Origin of the sequence: Shouchella clausii (assembly GCF_002250115.1) — a bacterium.
Classification (GTDB): Bacteria; Bacillota; Bacilli; order Bacillales; family Bacillaceae_D; genus Shouchella; species Shouchella clausii.
This window is the reverse complement of the sequence record NZ_CP019985.1, coordinates 808,069-830,845: the sequence shown is the minus strand read 5'-3', so window position 1 is coordinate 830,845 and position 22,777 is coordinate 808,069. Positions and strand designations below refer to the sequence as shown.

The following is a 22,777-nucleotide window of genomic DNA, read 5'->3' as shown; positions in this document are numbered from 1 at the left end:
GCACTATTCCTAGTTCGTTGTACTATAAGTCGATAAGAGCTTTTACGGAGAAAATTACCCCATATTTGTCATAACCAGATCGATCGACACTGTAGTATAATTTACATGTGTTGAGTTATTGGGGGTGAAAGCGTGGAAAATAAATCCTATTTAGATTTACGTGTCTTGCGCACCAGAAAATCAATCCGAAATGCTTTTATTGCCTTGCTTGAAGAAAAGGAGTATAGCAAGATCTCGGTTAACGCCATTGCAAAGCGAGCTGAAATCAACCGTGTCACGTTTTACTCACACTATAAAGATATTCATGATTTAGTCGAAAGCTTTTTAAATGAACTTCTAGCAGATATTCACCAAATTTTGACGGCTAAAGCGAATGTGGAATCTTACCAGCCAGGCATAGCACGGGATTCTTTGGTTTTGTTGCTCGAACATATTGCCGAGAATGCGCAAATCTATAAAGCATTGCTTGTGTCAAAACACATCCCTTTTTTTACCCCAAAACTAATGGAATTAATGAATCAACTAGTTGCTCATACGGAAGACTGTGTGAAGAAAGACGGGACGAATCGTTTTCTCGTATTTAAGACGCCGTCTGATATCTCAAGTTGGTATGCAACATCGGCGCTAGTTGGAACAATATCGATGTGGCTCGCCCACGATATGCCTTATGCGCCACAAGAATTAGCACAACAGCTCATTGATTTAAACCCATTTAAACCTGCAGAATCTCCCAGTTGATAACGTTATAAATTTTAATTGACATCATTGCCAAATGTGTTGTCTTATTTACAGTTTGATCGAGATTGTTCATTGCCCCTTTCGTTGAAAACGCCTAACATGAATTTATAAAGGTTGTGTAGTCGTGGGAAAGTCGAATGCTTACAAGAAAGCTTCAGACTTGTCTATGGCTAACATAAGGAGGGCTTTACATGAAACTTCAAGACAATGTGGCAGTCGTAACAGGCGCGGCTTCTGGCATGGGCGCAGCAATTGCAAAAGTATATGCGAGTGAAGGGGCAAAAGTCGTTGTTGCAGATTTGAATTTGGATGGAGCAGAAGCGGTTGTCAAAGAGATTGTCGATGCTGGTGGCGTTGCGACTGCGGTGAAAGTGAATGTCGCTGAGTTAAACGATGTAAACCAAATGATCGATCACGCTGTAAATGAATATGGCACGCTCGATATTCTCGTGAATAATGCGGGCATTATGGATGGCTTTGAACCAATTGGCGATATTAGCGACGAAAGATGGGACCTTCTTTTTGACGTGAATACAAAAAGTGTTATGCGCGCAACACGCAAAGCGCTTCCTCTTTTTTTAGAAAAAGGAAAAGGCGTGATTGTGAATGTAGCGTCTTCTGGCGGTCTTAATGGCGCTCATGCTGGCGCTGCCTACACTGCCAGCAAACATGCTGTTGTAGGCCTTACTAAAAATACAGGCTATATGTATGCAGAAAAAGGAATTCGCTGCAATGCCATTGCCCCTGGCGGTGTCGTAACCAACATTGCCGCAACTTTAAAAAACATTAACGAATTTGGCGCTAGTCGCTTGCAAGCGCCACGTGAGGTCATGCCTCGAGTTGGCCAAGCAGAAGAGATCGCACAAGTCGCGCTCTTTTTAGCATCGGACGACTCAAGCTTTGTTAACGGCACTGTTGTCACTGCAGATTCTGGCTGGAGTGCTGCTTTTTAAGCGACTAGTGCATAAATCTAATAAATAGCAAAAGGAACGGTACCTGACGTTTATTTCATGGGCCGTTCTTTTTATATTTAAAGTATTGGAAAATACAATGAAGGAGTCAACTAGAAAAAGACGAATGGAATAGAGAGAGAAAATACGAGAGAAGGAAAGGAGTGCATTCGATGAAAAAAATTCACTATGATATTGTCACTTTGCCCGCTTATCGAGCGATGGGGATGAAATGGAATGGTCCCTATTCAGATGTCAGTCAGTTAAAAGAAGTTATCCATACAATGGAACATCGAGTAGAAGAGTTAAAGGATGTCATAAATCCAAATATCCAGCTTGGATTATCGTATCATACTAGAAACGATGGCTTTGAACATTATTCGGTATTTGAAGTAAAACGCACACAGCCTCTCCTTGAAGGAATGGTAGAACTATACGTGCCTGAAATGACGTATTTCGTTACAACTCATCAAAAAGGAGAAATGATTGGCCAAACGTACGAGCATATTCAGCAATGGTTAGCTGAGAGTGACTATAAACCTTTTCAAGATCCAAATAGACACTATTATGATCCATTGCCAATTAAGCATGAACGATATCCAAAGGATCGAGATTTGCAAGATCCTCATTTTGAAATTTTTATCCCGATCACGACAAAATAAACTTGGTGTACTTCCCCTATCGTAATGAATTGGCGATTTTGATTAGTTCATCCACCTTATTATCCTTGTAGTGTGAGGCTAGTGCAATGATATAGGTTAACCCATCCTGTCTAAAGATTAAGAAATTGATGTTGGAATCAGGCATAATGAAATGATAGCCTGTAATATTTTTATTTAGTAATACTTCTTTAGCCCGTTTCTCACTTTCTAGATGTTTTTCCCCGACAAAAACGTTTATACTTAGTAATTCATTATTCGATTGGTCCATATAGTCGACTCTTAGTGAACCTTGATCAATCGACCCACCTTGAGTTGTGTAATGAATCGGTAAGTATTGAGGTAAAACCACTTCAATCCCGTACAGGTAATTAAATTCTTGTACGGCTTTTTCAATTGGGAGAACGTCGCCTAAAGGTTTGTTTGGATCCGGGGTTAAAGGGTCCTCCACACCCCCTGTAAATATAGAAATAACAACAAGTAATCCAGATAGAAGCTTGTTTAAAGTCATAAAATCACTCTCCTGTAACGTTTATTTTGAACCAATATAAACAAAGCATACACTTGGCGGTTGTTTTCAATTCGGCAAGCTCAGTCGTAACGATATCCAATTTAAACAGCAACGTTTTAGTAAGGGAACGGCATGGAAAAAACATGGTTCCATTGAAATTTTTAAAGGACAATTGTGATTTCATGGAAGCGCTTTACAAGGAAACGCTATAATGAGGGCATTCGGAGGGAGGTTGAGGGATGACAACGTATCGGTTCCCAAATTCATTCTTTTTTGGCACAGCAGCCTCAGCGACGCAAATGGAAGGAGCGGCTTCTAGAGGCGGAAAAGGGAAAAACATATGGGATTATTGGCATGAGCAAGAACCGGGGCGTTTCCACGGAGGAATCGGTCCGGAGGAGGCGTCCCATTTTTATGATCGTTATCAGGAAGACATCAAGCTAATGAAAGAGATGGGCCACCATTCTTTCCGTTTTTCGATTTCATGGTCGCGGCTGATTCCAGACGGCGACGGAGCGGTTAATCAGGAAGCAGTGTCGTTTTACGAACATGTCATCGACGAACTGCTCGCCAACGGCATCGTTCCAATGGTGAACTTGTATCATTTCGATATGCCTCTGGCCCTCCAACAAAAAGGCGGATGGGAAAATCGCGATGTCGTGGATGCCTTCGCTCGGTATGCCCGTATTTGTTTTGATTGCTTTGGTGAAAAAGTCACCCATTGGTTTACACAAAACGAGCCAATTGTGCCTGTAGAGGCTGGTTATTTGTACAATATGCATTATCCCAATGTAGTCGATTTTAAGCGTGCTGTGCAAGTGGCCTACCATTCGATGCTAGCGAGCGCGAAAGGAGTAGCTGCCTTTCGGGCAAGCGGGCAAAAAGGGAAGATCGGGCTCATTTTAAATTTGACGCCTTCTTATCCACGGAGCAATCACCCTGCAGATGTGGAGGCAGCGCGTATCAGCGACTTGTTGTTTAACCGCTCGTTTCTAGATCCGGCTATCAAAGGGCATTATCCGTTTTCGCTCGTCCGTTTAATCGCTAAATTGGGCTTTTTACCGGAAGTGGAGGACGGCGATGCTGAGTTGATTCGTATGAATACGATTGATTGGCTCGGCGTGAACTATTATCAGCCTCGTCGCGTCAAGGCAAAGGAGCATTTGCCGAATCCAGAAGCTCCGTTTATGCCAGAGCATTTATTTGATCCATATGAGATGCCAGGGCGAAAAGTGAACCCTCACAGAGGGTGGGAGATTTATGAAAAAGGGATTTATGATTTGCTTATTAATGTCCGTGACCATTACGGAAACATTGAGTGCTTTATTTCTGAAAATGGCATGGGTGTCGAAGGTGAAGAACGATTTCGTAACGACCAGGGGGTTATTGAGGACGATTATCGAATCGAGTTTATAAAAGGTCATCTTAAATGGGTTCATCAAGCATTGCAGGAAGGAGCCAATGTCCAAGGTTACCATTTGTGGACGTTTATGGATAACTGGTCATGGTTGAATGCTTACAAGAACAGGTACGGCTTGGTTGCCGTCGATCTTGAAAAAGGTGGCCATCGAACCGTCAAAAAAAGCGGCTGGTGGCTAAAGAACGTCATCGAGCAAAAAGGGTTTTAGGAGGGAAAAACGATGTTCTTAACGGAACGAAAATTGGCAGCACGGCTAAATGAGCTAAAAGCGTACCGATACCGTGATCCCATTGTGATACAATCATTCGCCATGGAGGAAGGGGACGATGCTGTTGGCACCTATCCAAGAGTGCCGAGTGAGGGTGCAGAAACGGTTACACTTGGAAGCCGTTGGGGTGGTCGTGACCGCTATGTTTGGCTATACACGACAGTGAACATTCCTAGCAATTGGGGCGACAAGCAGCCGGTAGGCCGATTCCGCTTCGGCCGGACTGGCGGTGGCACAAACTCCGGGTTTGAATCGTTGTTGTTCATAAATGGGGAGCCGTATCAAGGAGTCGACTCTAACCATGAAGAAGTCTGGCTGCCGAAAGGGCAAGCAGGCGAGAAGTTGGAACTGGCTTTCCGGATGTGGACAGGCCTTGAAGGCGGGGGGCCGCCTAGAGAACAGGTTTATGAACTAGAACAAGCAGAGTTGGCATGGCTTGACAAAGCGACAGACGACTTGTATTTTACTGGTTTGGCAATCTGGCAAGCGATCGAAGAATTGCCGGAGGGCGAGCCACACCGTCCAGAATTGCGGCGCATGCTGAATGAAGCGTTTCATGAAATCGATTGGACGAGGCCACAAAGTCCATCATTCTACGAATCATGCGAACGGGCACAAAAAAAGCTGCGCAGTGAATTGGCAGCAAATGAGAAAAACCATCCGGTCACCATTCACTGCCTCGGGCACACCCATATCGACGTGGCCTGGCTTTGGCGGCTTGTTCATACGCGAGAAAAGGCGGCACGTTCGTTTTCAACAGTGTTAAGGCTAATGGAACAATTTCCAGACTACCTATTTTTACAAACACAACCGCAGCTCTATGCCTATGTGAAAGAAGACTACCCAGAGCTTTATGAACAAATCAAAGCACGGATTCAAGAAGGGCAATGGGAAGTAGAAGGCAGCATGTGGCTCGAGGCTGATTGCAACATTCCGAGCGGCGAGTCGCTTGTACGCCAGATTGTGTTTGGAAAGCGCTTTATAAAGGAAGAGTTTGGCCGTGATTGCCACGTGCTTTGGTTGCCAGATGTATTTGGCTACAGCTGGGCGTTGCCGCAAATTTTAAAGTTGGCTGGTATCTCTTCGTTTATGACGACCAAAATTAGCTGGAATCAATACAATCGTATGCCCCATGACACCTTTTGGTGGCGTGGCTTAGACGGCACTGATATGTTGACGCACTTTATTACCACACCCGAACCGTGGAATGCGGCAGACTCGTGGTTTTATACGTACAATGGACTAATTGAAGCGAAAACGGTGCTTGGTGCGTGGAAAGGGTACCGTGATAAAGCGATTAACAAAGAGCTATTGTTGGCGTATGGCTATGGCGACGGTGGTGGTGGCGTCAATCGGGATATGTTGGAGCTGCGAAGGCGTCTGGATGAAGTGCCTGGCCTTCCCCATGTGAAACCAGGGAAAGCGGGGACGTATTTCCAGCAATTAAATGAAACCGTAGCGAATGCAAAAGAATATGTGCATCGCTGGGATGGCGAACTGTACTTGGAATATCACCGCGGCACATATACATCGCAGGGATTGGTTAAACGGCACAATCGCAAGCTCGAATTAGCGCTTCGTTCCCTTGAAGCACGTGCTGTCGCGAAAACATGGCATCAAGGGTTTCGTGGTTATCCAGCTGAGGCGCTAAAAAATGCGTGGACGATCGTGCTTCGTAACCAATTTCATGACATTATACCAGGTTCATCAATACGTGAAGTGTATCAAGACGCGGAAGTCGAATATGCGGAAGCTTGGGCGTATATGAAAGTGGCAGAGGCGGAACTGGCAGGCAAGGCTATCGAAGACGGTTGGTCTGTATGGGTGCCAGGTTCTTATGAGATGCCACGACTCGTCCACATACCAGGCTTACAAGCAGACAGATTAGGTATTTACGATGGCGCCAAGCGATTGCCCGCTCAGCAAGTTGATGATGGCTGGATCGTCCTTCTCCAAACGCAAGCTGCTGTTGGCTCCGTTCGTTTGTCTGTGAAACAAGAGGCGGAGGAACAAGCTCTGGAAACGGCTTTTATTTGGCGCGATGGTACGCTAAGCACACCTTTTTACGAAGTAGAATGGAATGAAGCGGGGCAAATCGCTGTGTTGTATGACAAAGAAGCCAGGCGCCATGTCTTGCCTGAAGGAAAAGCAGCGAACGTGCTGCAATTGTTTGAAGATAAACCACTGGCTCACGACGCATGGGACATCGACTTGTTTTACCAAGAGAAAGCACCTTGCGAACCGGTATTCCAAGGCATGGAGATCATTGAAACCGGTCCGCTCCGGGCTGTTTTACGCGTGTCTTATACGTATCACCGAACAACGATTGAACAGGATATCTTGTTTTATGCCCACTCAAAACGAATCGATTTCTCGACAAATGTTGATTGGCATGAACAACAAAAACTACTAAAAGTCGCATTTCCAGTAGATGTCCGGGCAACCGCGGCCACGTATGACATCCAATTTGGAAATGTGGAACGCCCGACTCATTGGAATACATCGTGGGACATGGCGAAATTTGAATCGGTTGGGCACCAGTGGGCAGATTTGGCTGAAACCGGCTACGGAGCGAGCTTGTTGAACGACTGCAAATATGGTTACGACATAAAAGGCAATGTCCTCAGACTGTCATTATTAAAGGGAGCGACTTATCCCGACACGGAAGCAGACCAAGGAAAGCATGCGTTTACGTACGCCTTTTATCCTCATTGTGGAGACTGGCGAGAGGCCAATACACAAGGAGAAGCATGGGATTTAAACGCACCGCTAATAGCCGAACAAACGGAAGCCGTTCACAAATTGCTTTCGGTACGGTTAAGTCATGTGCATCTAGACGCAATCAAGAAAGCGGAGGATGGGGCAAGCTCGATCATCCGTTTGCATGAGTTTGAAGGGCGAAGTGGTAAGGTGGTCATTGATTGGCATGGCCCTGTCCGAAAATGGCGTGAAGTGAATTTAATGGAGGAACCGCTATCCGATTGGCAGGAAGGAGAAATAGCCTTTGCGATAAAGCCTTATGAATTAAAAACAATTGAAGTGGGCGGTTCTTAAGGGGGGGTTCTCCCCTTTTTTAATTGGAAAAAGCAAAGAAAGCTGGAGAAATCATAGAATGGCGTCGGGGAACGAGGAATAGCAAGGCGGAAAGCGTATAGTGTCATAGAATGGCATTTGAAATTGAAGGGAGAGCTGAAGTTTGAGAAAAGCTGTTTTAGTCGGTCTTGTTTGCACAGCGTGTGTATTGCTCCAGGATGATCCAGTTGCCGCATCCACGTACAACGGCCCGCTGTCTTCCTATTGGTTTCCAGAGGAGCTTGCCCAATGGGAACCAGAGAATGATCCAGACGCGCTATTTAACAAAAGCCATGTTCCGTTGGAGCCAGTCCGCGTTGCAGATGGGGTAAATGGTAATGCAGACAAGGACGCACGCCTTGTTTCGTTATCCGCGTTAAACAGGCATACATCAGGTGTTCCGTCGCAAGGAGCGCCGGTTTTCTATGAAAATACGTTCAGCTATTGGCATTATACAGATTTGATGGTTTATTGGGCTGGTTCAGCTGGCGAAGGCATTATCGTTCCGCCAAGTGCCGATGTCATTGACGCAGCGCACCGAAACGGGGTGCCCATTTTAGGGAATGTGTTCTTCCCGCCGACGGTTTATGGAGGGCAGCTAGAGTGGCTAGAACAAATGTTAGAGCAAGAGGACGACGGTTCTTTCCCTCTTGCTGATAAATTGCTGGAAGTCGCAGACTATTACGGGTTCGACGGCTGGTTTATTAACCAAGAAACAGAAGGGGCGGACCAAGCAACAGCCGAAGCCATGCAAGCTTTTCTCGTTTATTTGCAGGAACAAAAGCCAGAAGGCATGCACATCATGTGGTATGACTCGATGATTGATACGGGGGCGATCGCTTGGCAAAACCATTTAACGGATCGAAATAAAATGTACTTGCAAAATAGCTCAACCCGCGTCGCCGACAGCATGTTTTTGAACTTTTGGTGGCGCGACCAGCGCCAATCGAACGAATTGGCACAAGCACTTGGCAGGTCGCCGTATGACCTCTATGCCGGAGTAGATGTGGAAGCACGAGGGACAAGCACCCCTGTTCAATGGGAAGGCCTGTTTCCTGAAGGAGAAAAGGCGCATACATCACTTGGGTTATACCGCCCAGATTGGGCGTTTCAGTCAAGCGAAACAATGGAAGCGTTTTATGAAAAAGAACAACAATTTTGGGTTGGCTCGACAGGCAATCCAGCCAAAACAGACAGCCAGGCAGATTGGCCTGGCATGGCGCACTGGTTTCCCGCAAAAAGCACCGCTACGTCCGTACCATTTGTGACTCATTTTAATACGGGGAGCGGCACTCAGTTTGTGGCAGAAGGAAAAACCGTTTCGGAACAGGAATGGAATAACCGCAGCCTTCAAGATGTGTTGCCGACATGGCGTTGGATTCAGCATGGCGGTGATTTGGAAGCAGCATTTTCTTGGGAAGAAGCGTTTGAAGGGGGAAGCTCGTTACAATGGCATGGCTCATTAGCGGAAGGAGAACAAGCGCAAATCGAGCTGTACCAAACAGAGTTGCCGATAAGCGAAGGCACTTCGCTAACATGGACATATAAAAGCGAGCACGGCAACGATTTAAAAGTAGGTTTCCGTTTAGATGATGAGAAGGAATTCCGTTATGTGGAAGGAGAACAACGGGAATCGATAAATGGATGGACGCAATCGACGTTTCCACTAGATGCGTTTGCTGGTCAGACGATAACAGGGCTGGCATTTGCAGCAGAAGGGAACGAGACTGGGCTGGCAGAATTCTATATTGGACAACTGGCGGTAGTTGCTGATAGCGAAAAGCCTGCCGCTCCAAACGTGAAGGTACACCAGTACGATCCAGATCCAAGTGGTATTCAGCTCGTTTGGGAAAAACAAAGCGACGTCCACCATTACCGCATTTATAAGGAAACAAAGCACGGCAAAGAGCTGATCGGCACATCTGCTGGAGATCGAATTTACCTAGAAGGGCTAGCCGAGGAAAGCAAACAAAACGACGTGCGTCTGCATGTGGAAGCGCTGAGTGAAACATTCGTGCCAAGCGATGCTCGAATGATCGACATAAAAATTCGCTCATTTTAAGATACATGCACAGCTCGGCCACTTTGCTTTAAGTCTTTTCATTTACTTGAATGAAGGGAACGACTTTGTGAGGTGTCAATAAACTTGGCACCTTTTTTGTATGTTCGTGGATTAATGTTAAATTCATTGGAATTTGTTTATCACCTTTTAACAGGCGCTTGTTGCCTTTCGGAAAAATTGATACGTTAAGTATGAATGCGCTTACTTGAGAGGGTGAACTGGAGAAATGAAAACAACAGCACATATTATTGCCCATACCCATTGGGACCGCGAGTGGTACCGGCCTTTTGAACACCATCGCCATGACTTTGTCGTACTTATGAATCAGCTGCTTGCCCAATTTGAGCAGGATCCATCGTTTGCAAGCTTTCACTTGGACGGACAAACGATCCTGTTGGCCGATTACCTAGCTGTCCACCCAGAAAAGGAAGAGACGCTTAAAAAATGGGTTCAGGCGGGCAAGTTAAACATTGGCCCGTGGTATGTGCTCCAAGATGCCTTTTTGACAAGCGCAGAAGCGAATGTGCGCAATTTGCTATATGGAATGGCAGATGCCAGGCGATTTGGCGAACCCGTTCTTATCGGTTATTTTCCGGATACGTTCGGGATTTACGGCCAAGCCCCACAGCTTCTTAAACAAGCGGGAATAACTGCTGCTGCGTTTGGACGGGGCGTGAAGCCAACTGGTTTTAATAATACCGTTTCTGATGCTAAAGCATTTGAATCCCCTTATTCTGAACTGAATTGGTCGGCGCCGGATGGTTCATCGGTATTGGGCATCTTGTTTGCCAATTGGTATTCGAATGGAAATGAAATTCCTGTGAATGAAAACGAGGCAAAGGCATACTGGACCACGAAATTGGCTGATGCAAAAAAATATGCCTCGACGAGCCATTTGCTCTTCATGAATGGCTGTGATCACCAGCCAGTGCAACGGAATTTGCCGGAAGCAATTAAGACAGCGCAAGCGCTGTTTCCTCATATACAATTTATTCAATCAGATTTTACATCTTATATTGAACGGGTACGAACGGAATTGCCGCCAACAATCCAAACGATTACTGGCGAACTGCGGAACCAGCGGACGGACGGATGGTCGACGCTAGTCAACACAGCTTCGAGCCGTATTTATTTGAAGCAATTAAATGAAAAAGCGCAAATGCGCCTAGAAAAACAAGTTGAACCACTGCTTGCGATTGAGTGGTTGCTCGGACATGAAGTCGATGGGGCATATGTACGCTATGCCTGGAAGCAACTGATGGAAAACCATCCCCATGACAGCATTTGCGGCTGCAGCGTCGATGAAGTTCATGAGGAAATGGTCGTTCGCTTTCAGAAAACAATCCAACTGGCAGAGCGTCTGGCAGAAGCCTCTATAGATCGGCTTGCTGAGCAAGTTGATACAACCGGTTTTGGAGAAGAAGCAATTCCGATAGTATGCTTTAACGGCAGTGGCCACGCGAGTGAAACGGTCGTAGAGACTGACATTGCTTTTGAGAAAAAATACTTTACTGGAGAAGCGTTTACTGCGATGCTCCAGCAGCTTGATGAAAAGCCATTTCCTGTTTTTAAAGCGTTCGATAGTGCAGGGAATCCAGTGGAAGCAACATTTACGCAAATGGAGACGGCTTTTGGCTACGAATTGCCTGACGATGGCTTCCGAAAGCCTTATTACGCTAGACGTGTAAACATGCAAGCCCATGTAAAACTTCCCGCTTTTGGCTATACAACAATTTATGTGCTTCAAGGCAAGCAGGAAGCAAACGGAGAAACGATCGCCGCCGCTGACGGGCGGTCATTGGAAAACGAGTGGCTAAAAGTAACGATCCATGATGATGGCAGCTATGACATGATCTGCAAACAAACAGGAACCCATTACCCGAACCTTGGTGTTTATGAAGACAGCGGCGATATCGGCAATGAATATATGTATAAGGAAGCAAATGGGACGCGCTTAACGACAAAAGGCAACGAGGCGACAGTTGAAATCGTGAAAAATACAGCGCTTGAGGCAAGGATCGCGATTATCCATAAATGGGAGCTGCCTAAGTCGGCAGATCGATCGTTTGTAGATGAAAAGCGGGAGTTGCGCTGGCACCCTAACCGGCAAGCGGGCAGAAGCGACGAGCAGGTCACGTGCGAAATGGTTACGACACTATCGCTGCAAAAAAACAGTCGCAGGCTTTTCGTTGATTGGACAATCGACAATCAAGCAACGGACCATCGGATTCGTGTTCTCTACCCAACTAGCGCTCGTTGTCAAACACACTTAGCTGGCAGTGTGTTTGAAGTGGCTGAACGAAGCAACACGCCGTCCAAAGAATGGGAAAATCCAAGTTTTGACCACCATATGCAAGGGTATGTTGCCGTCGGCAATGAAGAACGTGGAGTAGCAATTGCCGCTTTTGGCTTGCACGAATACGAAGTGTTGCCTGAAAGCGACTATTCGATTGCGGTTACGTTGTTACGAGCGGTTTCTGAAATGGGCGATTGGGGCGACTTTCCAACAGCCGGCGCTCAATGCCAAGGGAAGCAAACAGCGCAATGGTCGGTTTATCCAATGCACGGTGATTTACGGAAAAGTGAACGGTTGCCAAACATTTACCACGCCTACACACAACCTGTCGTCAAGCAGGTAAAGGCTAGCCGAGGTAGCTTGCCCCATACCTTTGAAGCCGTTCCGATCGAGGCAGAAAACATGGTCATTACCGCAATCAAGCTAGCCGAGGACGGAAAGGCTGCAGCTATTCGCGCCTTTCAACCTGGTGTAGGAGAAGGGATGGTTCAAAGCCGTACCGGTGCCTCATTGTTCCGCTCTACCATTTTGGAAAAGGATTTGGGCGAAATTCAGTCAGAAGCCGTCCGGCCTTATCAAATTAAAACATACCTTGTTAAAGGAGTGAGCCGACCGTGAAGAGCATTCCAGCGGGCTTGGCCCGGCTTATCGAAAAAGTGAACGTGGCTTTCCCAGAAGACGAACACCTACAACAGTTATTCCAACAAACGTTTCTAAACACATATGAAACAACGCTGCAGCCAGGTGAAGATGGCAAGACGTTTGTGATTACCGGCGATATCCCTGCTATGTGGCTTCGCGATTCTACAGCGCAAATTAGGCCGTATTTGTTGGCTGCTGATGATCCAGAAGTAGCTGCTTTGATTAAAGGCGTGTTAAAGCAGCAAGTGGAATTTATTTTGCTTGATCCGTATGCAAACGCTTTTAATAAAGAAGCCAATGGCCAAGGGCACCAAGATGATGTGACAGAGATGGGCCCCCGCATATGGGAGCGTAAGTATGAAATTGACTCGCTTTGCTACCCGATTCAACTCGCTTACCTGTTTTGGAAACAAACTGGTATAACAGGCCATTTCGATGCCTCATTCCGCGAAGCAGCTGCATCAATTATCGAGACATGGCAAGTGGAGCAACGCCATGAACAAAAATCGCCGTATCGGTTTGAAAGAAAAGGTGTTCGACAATCGGATACACTGAACCGTAATGGGAAAGGGACAGAAGTATCGTATACCGGCATGACGTGGAGTGGATTCCGCCCAAGCGATGATGCATGCTTGTACGGCTATTTGGTGCCGGCAAACATGTTTGCCGCGGTTGTGCTTGGCTATTTGGGTGAAATATGCGATGCTGTTTGGAATGACCTAGTCCTCAAACAAAAGGCTGTTGCTTTAAAAGCTGAGATCGAGGAAGGCATTGAAAAGCATGGCATCTTCCAGCATCCCTATCATGGCACGATGTATGCGTACGAAGTGGATGGAAACGGTAGAACGTTGCTAATGGACGACGCCAACGTCCCTAGTTTGTTAGCCGCTCCTTATTTAGGCTATTGCCGATTAGACGACGATCGGTACCAGAATACACGGCGCTTTTTGTTTACAAGGGAAAATCCGTATTACTACGAAGGTGAGGTTGCTTCTGGCATCGGAAGCCCACACACGCCAGATCATTATATTTGGCATATTGCCTTATCGATGCAAGGCTTGACAGCAAGCACAGTAGAAGAGAAACAGGAAATTTTGAACATGTTGAAGGCAACCGATGGAGGCACGGGTTATATGCATGAAGGATTTTTTGCGTCAGACGCCACTGCTTTTACGCGCGAATGGTTCGCTTGGTCCAATTCGCTTTTTAGTGAGTTTGTCCTTAGCTTATGCGGCGAGTGGATTAAAGGAAGTCCCCTTGCAGAGGAGGCATAGCCATGCATCGTGTATTTTTTCAGGCTTCGGAGTGGATTTACAACATGATGAAGTTAAACGGGTTATGGCTTTTAGGCATTGTTGCTGGGCTCGGTCTGTTGGGGGTTATGCCTGCTACCACCGCTGTGGCAGCAGTAACGCGGAAGTGGGCCCATGGAAATCAGGACGTGCCCATGTGGAATCTTTTTTGGAAAACATACAAACAATCGTTTGCAACAAGCAATCAAGTGGGCGCTCTGTTTGCTGTACTGGCGCTTATCCTCCTGGCAAACTTGCGGATTAGTGTTATCGTTCCAGGAACGGTTATGATGGTAGCCCATTACTTTATTTTGTTTATCCTTTTTGCATTATTGGCAAGCACATGGCTGTTTTTTTTCATTTATGTCCATTATGAACTGCCAACAAAAGCGTATTTGTTCCAATCTGTCGCAATGGTATTTTCAAAACCTATTTCCATGCTTATGCTGGCAGCGGGCATCGGCGCGGCGGTGTGGATGATGGCCCATATGCCGGGACTCTTGCCTTTTTTTGCGATCGTTTGGCCTTCGTATTGGAGCAGCGTTGTTTGTAAAAAAATGTTTTCGAAAATGGAACAACAAACATTGGCGGCATAAACACGATAATGAAATGGCTTGGAGGGCAGCACGCTCTGCCAAGCTTTTTCGCAATCAAAGGTGGTTTGGCGATGAAAGGGAGACGGCTGCGCAGCCGCGCAAGATACCAAATTTTCAACCGGATTTTGGCCATGTATTCGATTATTATTTTGCTTGTTATTAGCTTGCTCGTCGTGCTGATCGCAAAATATGTAGCGGATGACTTCATAACTAGATCCCTTGAAGCCAATGAAAAACAAGTCGAAGCTCTGGCGGTTTATATGGCTGAACGGGAACGCTCGCTTGCAACTCACTTACGGGAATTGTATTTTTATCCAGAGCTTGTCGAGTCGATAGCTGTTGCCTTAAAAAATGACCCTGAAACGTATTTGGAATACAGACTGGATCAATACTCACTGCAGCGCTCATTTGTGCCAAGCAACGTCGAATCGTTTATGCGCGGATTTTATTATGGAGACGGCGCCATTGATGCCATCACCTTGACCAGTTATGAAACGGATCAAGTATATGCCTATGTGTTTCAATATGCGAATTGGAACCGGATTCAGAATGAGGGAGAGCAGCAAGCGATTACTTTAACGCGGCCCATTAATGATGGTTCCTCGACAACTGGGATTGGCCAGCTTACTGCTTATTATAGCAGTGAAGCATTGCGGCAAGCTGTAGCGTCTGCGAACAATGTCGGCTTCCTTCAAATGCATAAAGAAGACGGAACGCTTTTATTTACCAACAGGCCTGATCCGTTTGAATTGCCACAAGAAGAGGACTCGGGGCCTGTTTACAAAGAAATGGTGAAAAACGGCGAAACTTTCTACTACAAAGTAGAGCAGGACGCAGACAGAGGTCTCTATTATGTAGGAGTGGTGCCACGGTCTGAAATTACGGAATTGAGTTCCCTCGTATACGCCACCATTGCATTATTAATAGCCGTTGCGTGTGTAACAGTTGCTGTTGGTTATTTCGTCATGCGCCGCTATGCTAGGCGGATGCAACGGATTGAGGCATCGATGCAGCTTGTTGAGCAAGGAGATCTATCGGCGCGGATTGACATGAGCTTGCAAAATAAAAAAGACGAGCTAGGTTCGATTGCCGGGAATTTCAATCGAATGCTAGACGAATTAAAGCGCTATATAGACAAATCCTATGTACTCGAATTAAAAAAGCAAGAGGCTGAAATGAGGGCGCTGCAGGCGCAAATGAATCCCCATTTTCTCTATAATACGCTGGAGGCAATCCGTATGAAAGCGGTGATTGAGGGTGCCACTGATGCTGGCGCAATGACATTCCATTTAGCTTCAATTATGCGGTATGCATTATCGGAAAACCGCAGCGCTACGTTAGGCGAAGAATTAGAACATACGAAGCAGTATATGGCGTTAATGGAACAACGGTATCGGCATGCGCTTACGGTTGAATATGAAGTTGATTCCTCCTTGTTAATGGACAGTATCTTAAGATTTAGTTTGCAGCCATTAGCGGAAAATTACATGATCCATGGTTTTATGCCTGACAAAAAGGACAATCGGCTGCATATCTCCATTCAGAAAAAGGAACATGTGTTGACGATTGTTGTATGCGACAACGGCAAAGGCATGGCCAGTGAGCGCCTAGAAGCAATAAAAGCGAAGCTGCGTGAGGAAGAGTACCAACACATCGAGCAGTCTATTGGTTTGGCCAACATCCATAAACGGTTTCAGCTAGAATATGGACAGCCATACGGGTTATCCATCCATAGTGTTGCTGACGAGGGCACTTCTGTGCAACTAACATGTCCTTTAGAGAGGGAGGAGAGCGATTGTGATGAGAGTCCTGCTTGTTGATGATGAACCATTAATTGTTGAAGGATTACAACGTTTAATTAAGTGGGAGGAAATCGGCTGTGAAGTCATTGGCACAGCGCTTGATGGAAACGAGGCACTTGCCCGCTACAGCGAGCTCCCGTGCGACCTTGTTATTACCGATATTTGTATGCACCAATGTGACGGGTTAGAATTGATCAGGCAATGGAAGAACATCCAGCCTTCTACGCGATGGGTGGTGTTGTCTGGTTTCCAGGACTTTGAGTATGTCCAGAGCGGATTAAAGCTAGGGATTGAAAACTATTTGCTTAAACCGGTTGATGACCGTGAATTAGTGGCGACCATAGCACAAGTAAAGCGGAAACGGGAGCACGAGCAGAAAGAGCAAGTGGCTGCGCTCATTTTGCGCGATAACGCTATATGGCGCTATTTAACGGGAGAGATGGGAAGGCAGCAATACGAAGAACGGATGCAGTTGTATCGTCAACGCCAAAGCTCTTTTTTTAGGCAGCTACATGTACTTGCGGTTCCAGCCATCCCCCACTTGGACGATCAAGCCATCCAGCGTTTTCAACAGCAAGCAGAAGCGGTCATTGCTCCAGGTGTTTGCTGCCGGACACCGGAAAATGATTTTTTGCTTCTTACAAACACAGCAGTGACAGAGAAAACCATCGCTTCAATCATTGCTCTAGTCGACGACCTGTTCGCGGTTCCTTTTCTGCTTGTGAAAGGAGAGTGGGAACACAAAAGCTTGTCCCAGTTAACGAGAACATTGGATGTCGCCTCTGCATTTAAAACGAAACGCGCATTGTTTAACCAAACGGAAATCGTCACACAAAAGGAAGCGGTGCGGTTTTTGCAACAAGTGCCTGCTGAGAGCCGCGTCCACTATTCTCGTTTGCAAAAGCATTTAACGCACGGGGAGGTTCAAGAGGCGAAAGCATGGGCACAAGCGGCCATTGTCGGAAACGGCATCGATGGGGAGGCGGCCAGGCGAATCGCCGCAGAGGTGATATTAGTAACCGAACAAATGGGAAGTGAGCGTTCAGGCATAGCTGACATGCAACAATTATTCCAAGCGCCTATTCTTTCAGAGCTGCTAGACATCGTCAATGGCCTGATTGAACACAAAGCTGCCGAGTTGCAAAAAAAGCAGGAAGTCAGCCACGTCGTATTGCAAGAAGCGCTAGCCTACGTGGACGAGCATGTCGCATCCGATTTATCGCTCAAGCAATTGGGACAGCGCTTTTTTATAAACCCAATCTATTTAGGGCAACTGTTTCAACGGGAAATGGGGGTAAGTTTCTCTGAATACATCAACCAGAAAAGGATTGCACTGGCTAAGCAGCTACTAACCGAGACTAGGCGGAAAGCAGGGGAAATTGCAAAAGATGTCGGTTACGGGGATGCTACTTATTTTTACAAGCAATTTAAAAAGAAAGTCGGGGTAACCCCTAATGAATTTAGGCATGTTGTACGGCTAAGTGAAAACCCTTAATTCGTCCAATGAATGTAAACATTGTTCAGTATATGCGACGCAAATGCCTTGCTACAATGAATGTAAGGGCTTTCTTAAAAGAAGAAAGGAGGCGGTCATGAAACGTTTTATGAAACATCTCTATGATAACCGGGTATGGCTTGTAATGGTCCTCCCTGGAACGATTTGGTTTTTGTTGCTCGCTTATTTGCCGATGGCCGGCAATATATTGGCCTTTAAAGATTTTCGCTACCACCCAGACGGATTTATCGAAAGCATTCGTACAAGCGAATGGGTCGGGTGGGAGAATTTCCAGTTTCTTTTCTCAACAAGCGACGCCTGGATTATTACGAGAAATACAGTATTGTACAATGCTGTATTTATAGTGGTTGGCCTTATCTTAGCTGTGGCGTTAGCGATTTTACTCAGCCAACTTGTCAACCGGAAGCTCGCCAAGATCTACCAGACAGGCATGTTGTTTCCTCATTTCTTATCCTGGGTAGTCGTCAGTTACTTTGTGTTTACGTTTTTAAGCATGGATCGGGGATTAGCAAACACCATTTTAGGCTTTTTTAATATTCCTCCGATATCTTGGTACAATGAGCCCGCTTATTGGCCATTTGTATTAACGTTCATCAATTTTTGGAAAGGTGTTGGGTTTGCTAGCATTGTTTACTTAGCTGCCATTGCTGGAATCAACCGCGATTATTATGAAGCAGCGATGATTGATGGGGCAAACAAATGGCAACAAATTAAACATGTGACGCTGCCAGCGCTTATGCCACTCATTGTCATATTGACGATTCTCGATATCGGCAAAATATTTAGTGCTGATTTCGGCTTGTTTTACCAAGTGCCCCGTGATTCCGGCACATTGTACTCGGTGACAAATGTCATCGATACTTATGTGTACCGTGGGCTCATGCAAATGGGCGACATTAGTATGACGACGGCGGCTGGGCTATATCAAGCTTTCGTTGGTTTTCTTTTAGTGCTATTGACTAACTATATTGCCAAAAAGATAGATCCAGATTATGCGCTTTTTTAAAACGTTGTTGCCATTGAATGGAGGTGTCAAATGGAGACGAACCGCGAGGCTGGGAAAATGACCGTTGCTCGCAAACGCAAGCAAGCAGGAAATGCCCACACATTTGGGCCAAAAACAAACGCCGTTATGGTCGTCATTCTTGGCTTGGCTGCGTTTATGTGCATCTTTCCGTTCCTTTATGTCATTGTTATTTCATTTACAGCTGAAGAATCGTTAGCATTAAATGGCTACCAACTGATCCCAGAGTCATGGTCAGTGGATGCGTATACGTATTTGTGGAATATGCGTGACCAGTTGCTGCAATCGTATGGCATTACTATTGTCGTAACGGTTCTAGGAACAATCATCAGCGTGTCGATGATTGCCCTTTATTCTTATGCGATCTCACGGCCGCAGTTTCGCTACCGCAAGTTTTTTACATTTTTTGCATTCTTCACGATGTTGTTCGGAGCAGGGCTTGTTCCGCTGTATATCGTCGTTTCGCAAGTGCTTGGCCTTCGCAACACGATTTGGGCGCTCATTATTCCACTTGCGATGAATGCGTTTTACATCATTATCATGCGCACTTTTTTTATGCGCTCCGTACCGGAGTCAATTCTGGAGTCGGCGCGCATTGATGGAGCTGGGGAATGGCGGATATTTTTTAAAATTGTTGCCCCGTTGGCTGTTCCTGGTATTGCCACCATTTCGCTGTTCACAACGCTTGGTTACTGGAACGACTGGTTTAATGCATTGCTGTTTATAGACAACCCAGACTTGGTACCGCTGCAGTCGCTATTGATGAGGATTGAAAACAATATGGAATTCATGCGGCAAAACACCCAATTAGGTGCAGCGGCGCACCAAATTTATTCAACGATCCCGCAAGATGCCGCTAAGATGGCAATGGTGGTCATCGCGACATTGCCGATCGCTGTTTCCTACCCGTTTTTTCAAAAGTATTTCATTAGCGGCCTGACGATTGGCGGGGTGAAAGAATAATGATGATTGCAAAAGGGGGAGGCACTTACATGAAAACATTAAAAATGGCAGCGGCAGCTTCTGCTGTTGCGCTGATTGTAGCAGGCTGCTCCAGTGACGAACCAGCCACCAATAATGCTGGCGACGTTACGGAATTGACATGGTATATGATTGGCACGCCACAGCCTGATTTAAATGATGTCATGGCTGAATTAAATGCATATACAGAAGAAGAAATTGGTGTACGGGTCAATATGACACAAGTGGACTGGGGCGATTACGATGAACGGATGAATATTATTACTTCTTCCGGAGAAAATTTTGACATCGCCTTTGCATCAGGGGGAACATACACGTTAAACGCCCAAAGAGGCGCCTATCTAGGGCTTAACGATTTGCTAGATTCACATGGGAAAGAAATGAAAGAAGCGATTGATGATGCGCTTCTTGAAGGAGCGAGCATTGAAGGGGAATTATACGGAATTCCAGCCAATAAAGAAATAGGGCAGCAGCGCGTGTTTGTTTTTAATGGAAACTTAGTGGAGAAATACGGCTTTGACACGTCGCAAGTATCCAGCTATGAAGATTTGGAACCGATGCTTGCCGAAATAAAGGAAAATGAACCGCAAATCACCCCGTTTCCAGCCTCGAGCACGTTCCAGCCAATCATGCCATTTGACTATGTGCTTGGAGCAGACATGCCCGTTGCTTTTCCTTTAACAGGGGATACGGAACAAGCCATTAACTTCCTGGAAACGGAAGAAGCGATGGCGGTGTTTAACACAATCCGCGACTTTTATGAGAAAGGCTATATTCCAGCCGATGCTGCCAGTTCAAATGATCCATGGCCTTATAATGTCGAGAACTGGTTTGTCCGTGTAGAAGAATACAATCCATATGCAGAACTTTTATGGGAACGTGATGCGGGCTACCCAATCGTTACACAGCCGATCAATGATCCCGTTATTAAAAATGAATCGGTGACTGGCTCGCTGCAAGTCGTTTCTGCCACTTCGCGCCATCCAGAAAAAGCGGTTGAATTTTTAAATTTATTAAACACAGACCCATATGTTCGCAATCTCGTAAACTACGGTATAGAAGGAACCCACTATGAACAAGTAGAGGAAGGGATTATCCGTGACTTGCCAGCACGAGTCGAAAATTACAACATGCCGACTTATGCTTTAGGCAACCACTTTATTTTGCAGTTGTTTGAAAATGAGCCAGAAGACAAATGGGAAGCATTTGAAACGTTTAATGAATCGGCGGTCCCATCGCCAATTCTTGGTTTCCATTTTGACCCTTCCAACGTACGAACAGAAATCGCCAATTTGTCCAATGTCGCGAGCGAATATTTGGCGCCAATTTATACGGGAAGCGTTGATCCAGAGGAGTACGTGCCAATGGCAATTAAACGAATGGAAGACGCGGGGCTCGAAAAAGTAATGGATGAGGTACAGGCACAGTACGAAGAATGGAAAGAGGTTATGGAAGAATAGGCAAAGTTGGGCAGATGCATCTGCCCGTTTTTTGTGGAGGGGATACGATGTATTTAGCGATTGATCTAGGCGGCACATATATCAAGCGAGCTTTTTTTGAACAGGGCAACTGGTTTGCTCATGAGCAAATCAAAACGCCAGCAACGAAAAGAGAGCTACTGGCGCTCATTAGCAGTTGGGCAGGCCGTGACGGCATAAAAGGAATAGCAGTCAGTTCTCCTGGCACGGTCACAAAACATGGATCGATTGAAGGGACAAGCGCGATTCCCTACATTCACGAAGGCCATTTGCTGCAAGAAATTGAGCGAGCGACTGGACTGTCCGTCTCGATTGAGAATGATGCTTGTTGCGCAGCATTAGCTGAAGTGTGGAAAGGGAACGGCGTGGACTGCAAGGATGTGGCTGTGATCGTGATTGGCACAGGCATTGGCGGAGCGTTGATCAAAGATGGCCAGTTGCACCGGGGATTTGATCTCCTCGGTGGTGAATTAGGATACACACTCTTATCCATTGACCCTGTTCAGAGAACAGCTGTGCCATTTAGTGAGATGGCCTCCGCTTCTGCCATTGCCCGCCGCTACGCAACGTGGACAGGCCAGCCAGGGGATCGTTTAACCGCAAGTGATGTGTTTGCGGCTTATGAAGCAGGCGATCATGCTGCAAAAAAGGCCATCGATGCCTTTTACTTTTGTTTAGCGGCAGGTATCCATAATGTCCACTATGTTTACAATCCAGAAAAAATATTGCTTGGCGGCGGCATTTCAGCACGTGATGATTTATTGGACGGTGTCCGCCATGCCTATATGCAATTGAAAGACCAGCTTTCCGACTACACCCTTCACATGCCACGCTTTGAACGTTGCCATTTCCAAGGAAACGCCAATCTTATTGGCGCTATGCACCATTTCATGCAACAACAGGGGCAACAGTGGCGATAAAACGAGGTTCAGACTATGTATATAAACGCTAAAGAGCCTTGTTATTTATTTAGTAGATAAACGTTTTTTATAATCAATGGGCGCCAGCAGGCGCCCGTTTTTTCGTGTGTGCCCGGCATGCGCATGGGCTATAGGGTTGAAGTCCCGAACAGTGAAGGTCACTGTAACTGTTAGCCGACGACAAGGGTGTCTGGGGCGACTCAGAATCTGAAGGAAGTCCGAGGCAAACCTCCGCTCCGAGGAACACGAATCTCATCAGGCGCTTATTCTTGGATGAGGCTGCACGACAAGTCGAAGTCCTAGTGACCAAAGGGGATAGGCGTAAATGAGGCGGAGACATGGAGGGGAAGGACATGTGCTTACCCGGGGAGATCTAGTGATCGTGCGGAACACGTTCCGTAACCACTTGTGTGAACAGGTGCTGAGACACGAGAAGTCAGCAGAAGTCATAGTACATGTCTGATCTAGACAGACATGGAAGGATGGAATCAGGAAAGGAATAAGAGGACTTGGCGAACGTTGTACGTGTTGAAGCAGAAACATCTACGGA

Annotated in this window: 16 protein-coding genes; 15 read left to right on the top strand and 1 reads right to left on the bottom strand. The window is 46.2% G+C overall.

Annotated elements, in window-relative coordinates; translation table 11 throughout:
• Positions 1-132: 132 nt before the first annotated feature.
• The 3 genes from BC8716_RS03975 (at position 133) to BC8716_RS03965 (ending at position 2,350) form a co-directional block, all read left to right on the top strand.
• Positions 133-738, top strand: coding sequence for a TetR/AcrR family transcriptional regulator (locus BC8716_RS03975; protein ID WP_094424037.1), 606 nt, complete (start codon positions 133-135; stop codon positions 736-738).
• 191 nt (positions 739-929) lie between these two features.
• The gene (locus BC8716_RS03970; protein ID WP_094424036.1) at positions 930-1,691 is read left to right on the top strand and encodes an SDR family oxidoreductase; all 762 of its coding nucleotides are present in this window, start codon (positions 930-932) and stop codon (positions 1,689-1,691) included.
• 170 nt (positions 1,692-1,861) lie between these two features.
• Positions 1,862-2,350 carry a GyrI-like domain-containing protein gene (locus BC8716_RS03965; RefSeq protein ID WP_084140086.1) on the top strand — a complete coding sequence of 163 codons (489 nt, stop codon included), beginning with the start codon at positions 1,862-1,864 and terminating at the stop codon, positions 2,348-2,350.
• 16 nt (positions 2,351-2,366) lie between these two features.
• Here BC8716_RS03965 and BC8716_RS03960 read toward each other — a convergent pair whose 3' ends face one another.
• Positions 2,367-2,858: a DUF4367 domain-containing protein gene (locus tag BC8716_RS03960; protein WP_073305526.1), complete on the bottom strand. Its 492-nt coding sequence runs from the start codon at positions 2,856-2,858 to the stop codon at positions 2,367-2,369.
• Between the two features lie 239 nt (positions 2,859-3,097).
• Between BC8716_RS03960 and BC8716_RS03955 the strand changes: the two genes are divergently transcribed.
• The 12 genes from BC8716_RS03955 (at position 3,098) to BC8716_RS03900 (ending at position 22,227) form a co-directional block, all read left to right on the top strand.
• Positions 3,098-4,486 carry a glycoside hydrolase family 1 protein gene (locus BC8716_RS03955; RefSeq protein ID WP_094424035.1) on the top strand — a complete coding sequence of 463 codons (1,389 nt, stop codon included), beginning with the start codon at positions 3,098-3,100 and terminating at the stop codon, positions 4,484-4,486.
• A 12-nt stretch (positions 4,487-4,498) separates the two neighbouring features.
• Positions 4,499-7,600: an alpha-mannosidase gene (locus BC8716_RS03950; RefSeq protein WP_094424034.1), complete on the top strand. Its 3,102-nt coding sequence runs from the start codon at positions 4,499-4,501 to the stop codon at positions 7,598-7,600.
• Between the two features lie 142 nt (positions 7,601-7,742).
• Positions 7,743-9,680: an endo-beta-N-acetylglucosaminidase gene (locus BC8716_RS03945; protein ID WP_094424033.1), complete on the top strand. Its 1,938-nt coding sequence runs from the start codon at positions 7,743-7,745 to the stop codon at positions 9,678-9,680.
• 226 nt (positions 9,681-9,906) lie between these two features.
• Positions 9,907-12,594 carry an alpha-mannosidase gene (locus BC8716_RS03940; protein WP_094424032.1) on the top strand — a complete coding sequence of 896 codons (2,688 nt, stop codon included), beginning with the start codon at positions 9,907-9,909 and terminating at the stop codon, positions 12,592-12,594.
• The gene (locus BC8716_RS03935) at positions 12,591-13,892 is read left to right on the top strand and encodes a glycoside hydrolase family 125 protein (protein WP_094424031.1); all 1,302 of its coding nucleotides are present in this window, start codon (positions 12,591-12,593) and stop codon (positions 13,890-13,892) included. The genes BC8716_RS03940 and BC8716_RS03935 overlap by 4 nt, the downstream gene beginning before the upstream one ends.
• A 2-nt stretch (positions 13,893-13,894) precedes the next feature.
• Positions 13,895-14,506, top strand: coding sequence for a YesL family protein (locus tag BC8716_RS03930; RefSeq protein WP_094424030.1), 612 nt, complete (start codon positions 13,895-13,897; stop codon positions 14,504-14,506).
• A 71-nt stretch (positions 14,507-14,577) separates the two neighbouring features.
• The gene (locus BC8716_RS03925; protein WP_169715903.1) at positions 14,578-16,326 is read left to right on the top strand and encodes a sensor histidine kinase; all 1,749 of its coding nucleotides are present in this window, start codon (positions 14,578-14,580) and stop codon (positions 16,324-16,326) included.
• Positions 16,307-17,803: a response regulator transcription factor gene (locus BC8716_RS03920; protein ID WP_094424028.1), complete on the top strand. Its 1,497-nt coding sequence runs from the start codon at positions 16,307-16,309 to the stop codon at positions 17,801-17,803. The genes BC8716_RS03925 and BC8716_RS03920 overlap by 20 nt, the downstream gene beginning before the upstream one ends.
• A gap of 97 nt (positions 17,804-17,900) precedes the next feature.
• Positions 17,901-18,830: an ABC transporter permease gene (locus BC8716_RS03915; protein WP_073305543.1), complete on the top strand. Its 930-nt coding sequence runs from the start codon at positions 17,901-17,903 to the stop codon at positions 18,828-18,830.
• 126 nt (positions 18,831-18,956) lie between these two features.
• The gene (locus BC8716_RS03910; RefSeq protein WP_238583345.1) at positions 18,957-19,811 is read left to right on the top strand and encodes a carbohydrate ABC transporter permease; all 855 of its coding nucleotides are present in this window, start codon (positions 18,957-18,959) and stop codon (positions 19,809-19,811) included.
• 29 nt (positions 19,812-19,840) lie between these two features.
• On the top strand, positions 19,841-21,289 hold the full coding sequence (locus tag BC8716_RS03905; RefSeq protein WP_094429158.1) for an ABC transporter substrate-binding protein: 1,449 nt from the start codon (positions 19,841-19,843) through the stop codon (positions 21,287-21,289).
• 47 nt (positions 21,290-21,336) lie between these two features.
• The gene (locus BC8716_RS03900) at positions 21,337-22,227 is read left to right on the top strand and encodes an ROK family protein (RefSeq protein ID WP_157730350.1); all 891 of its coding nucleotides are present in this window, start codon (positions 21,337-21,339) and stop codon (positions 22,225-22,227) included.
• Positions 22,228-22,777 lie beyond the last annotated feature (550 nt).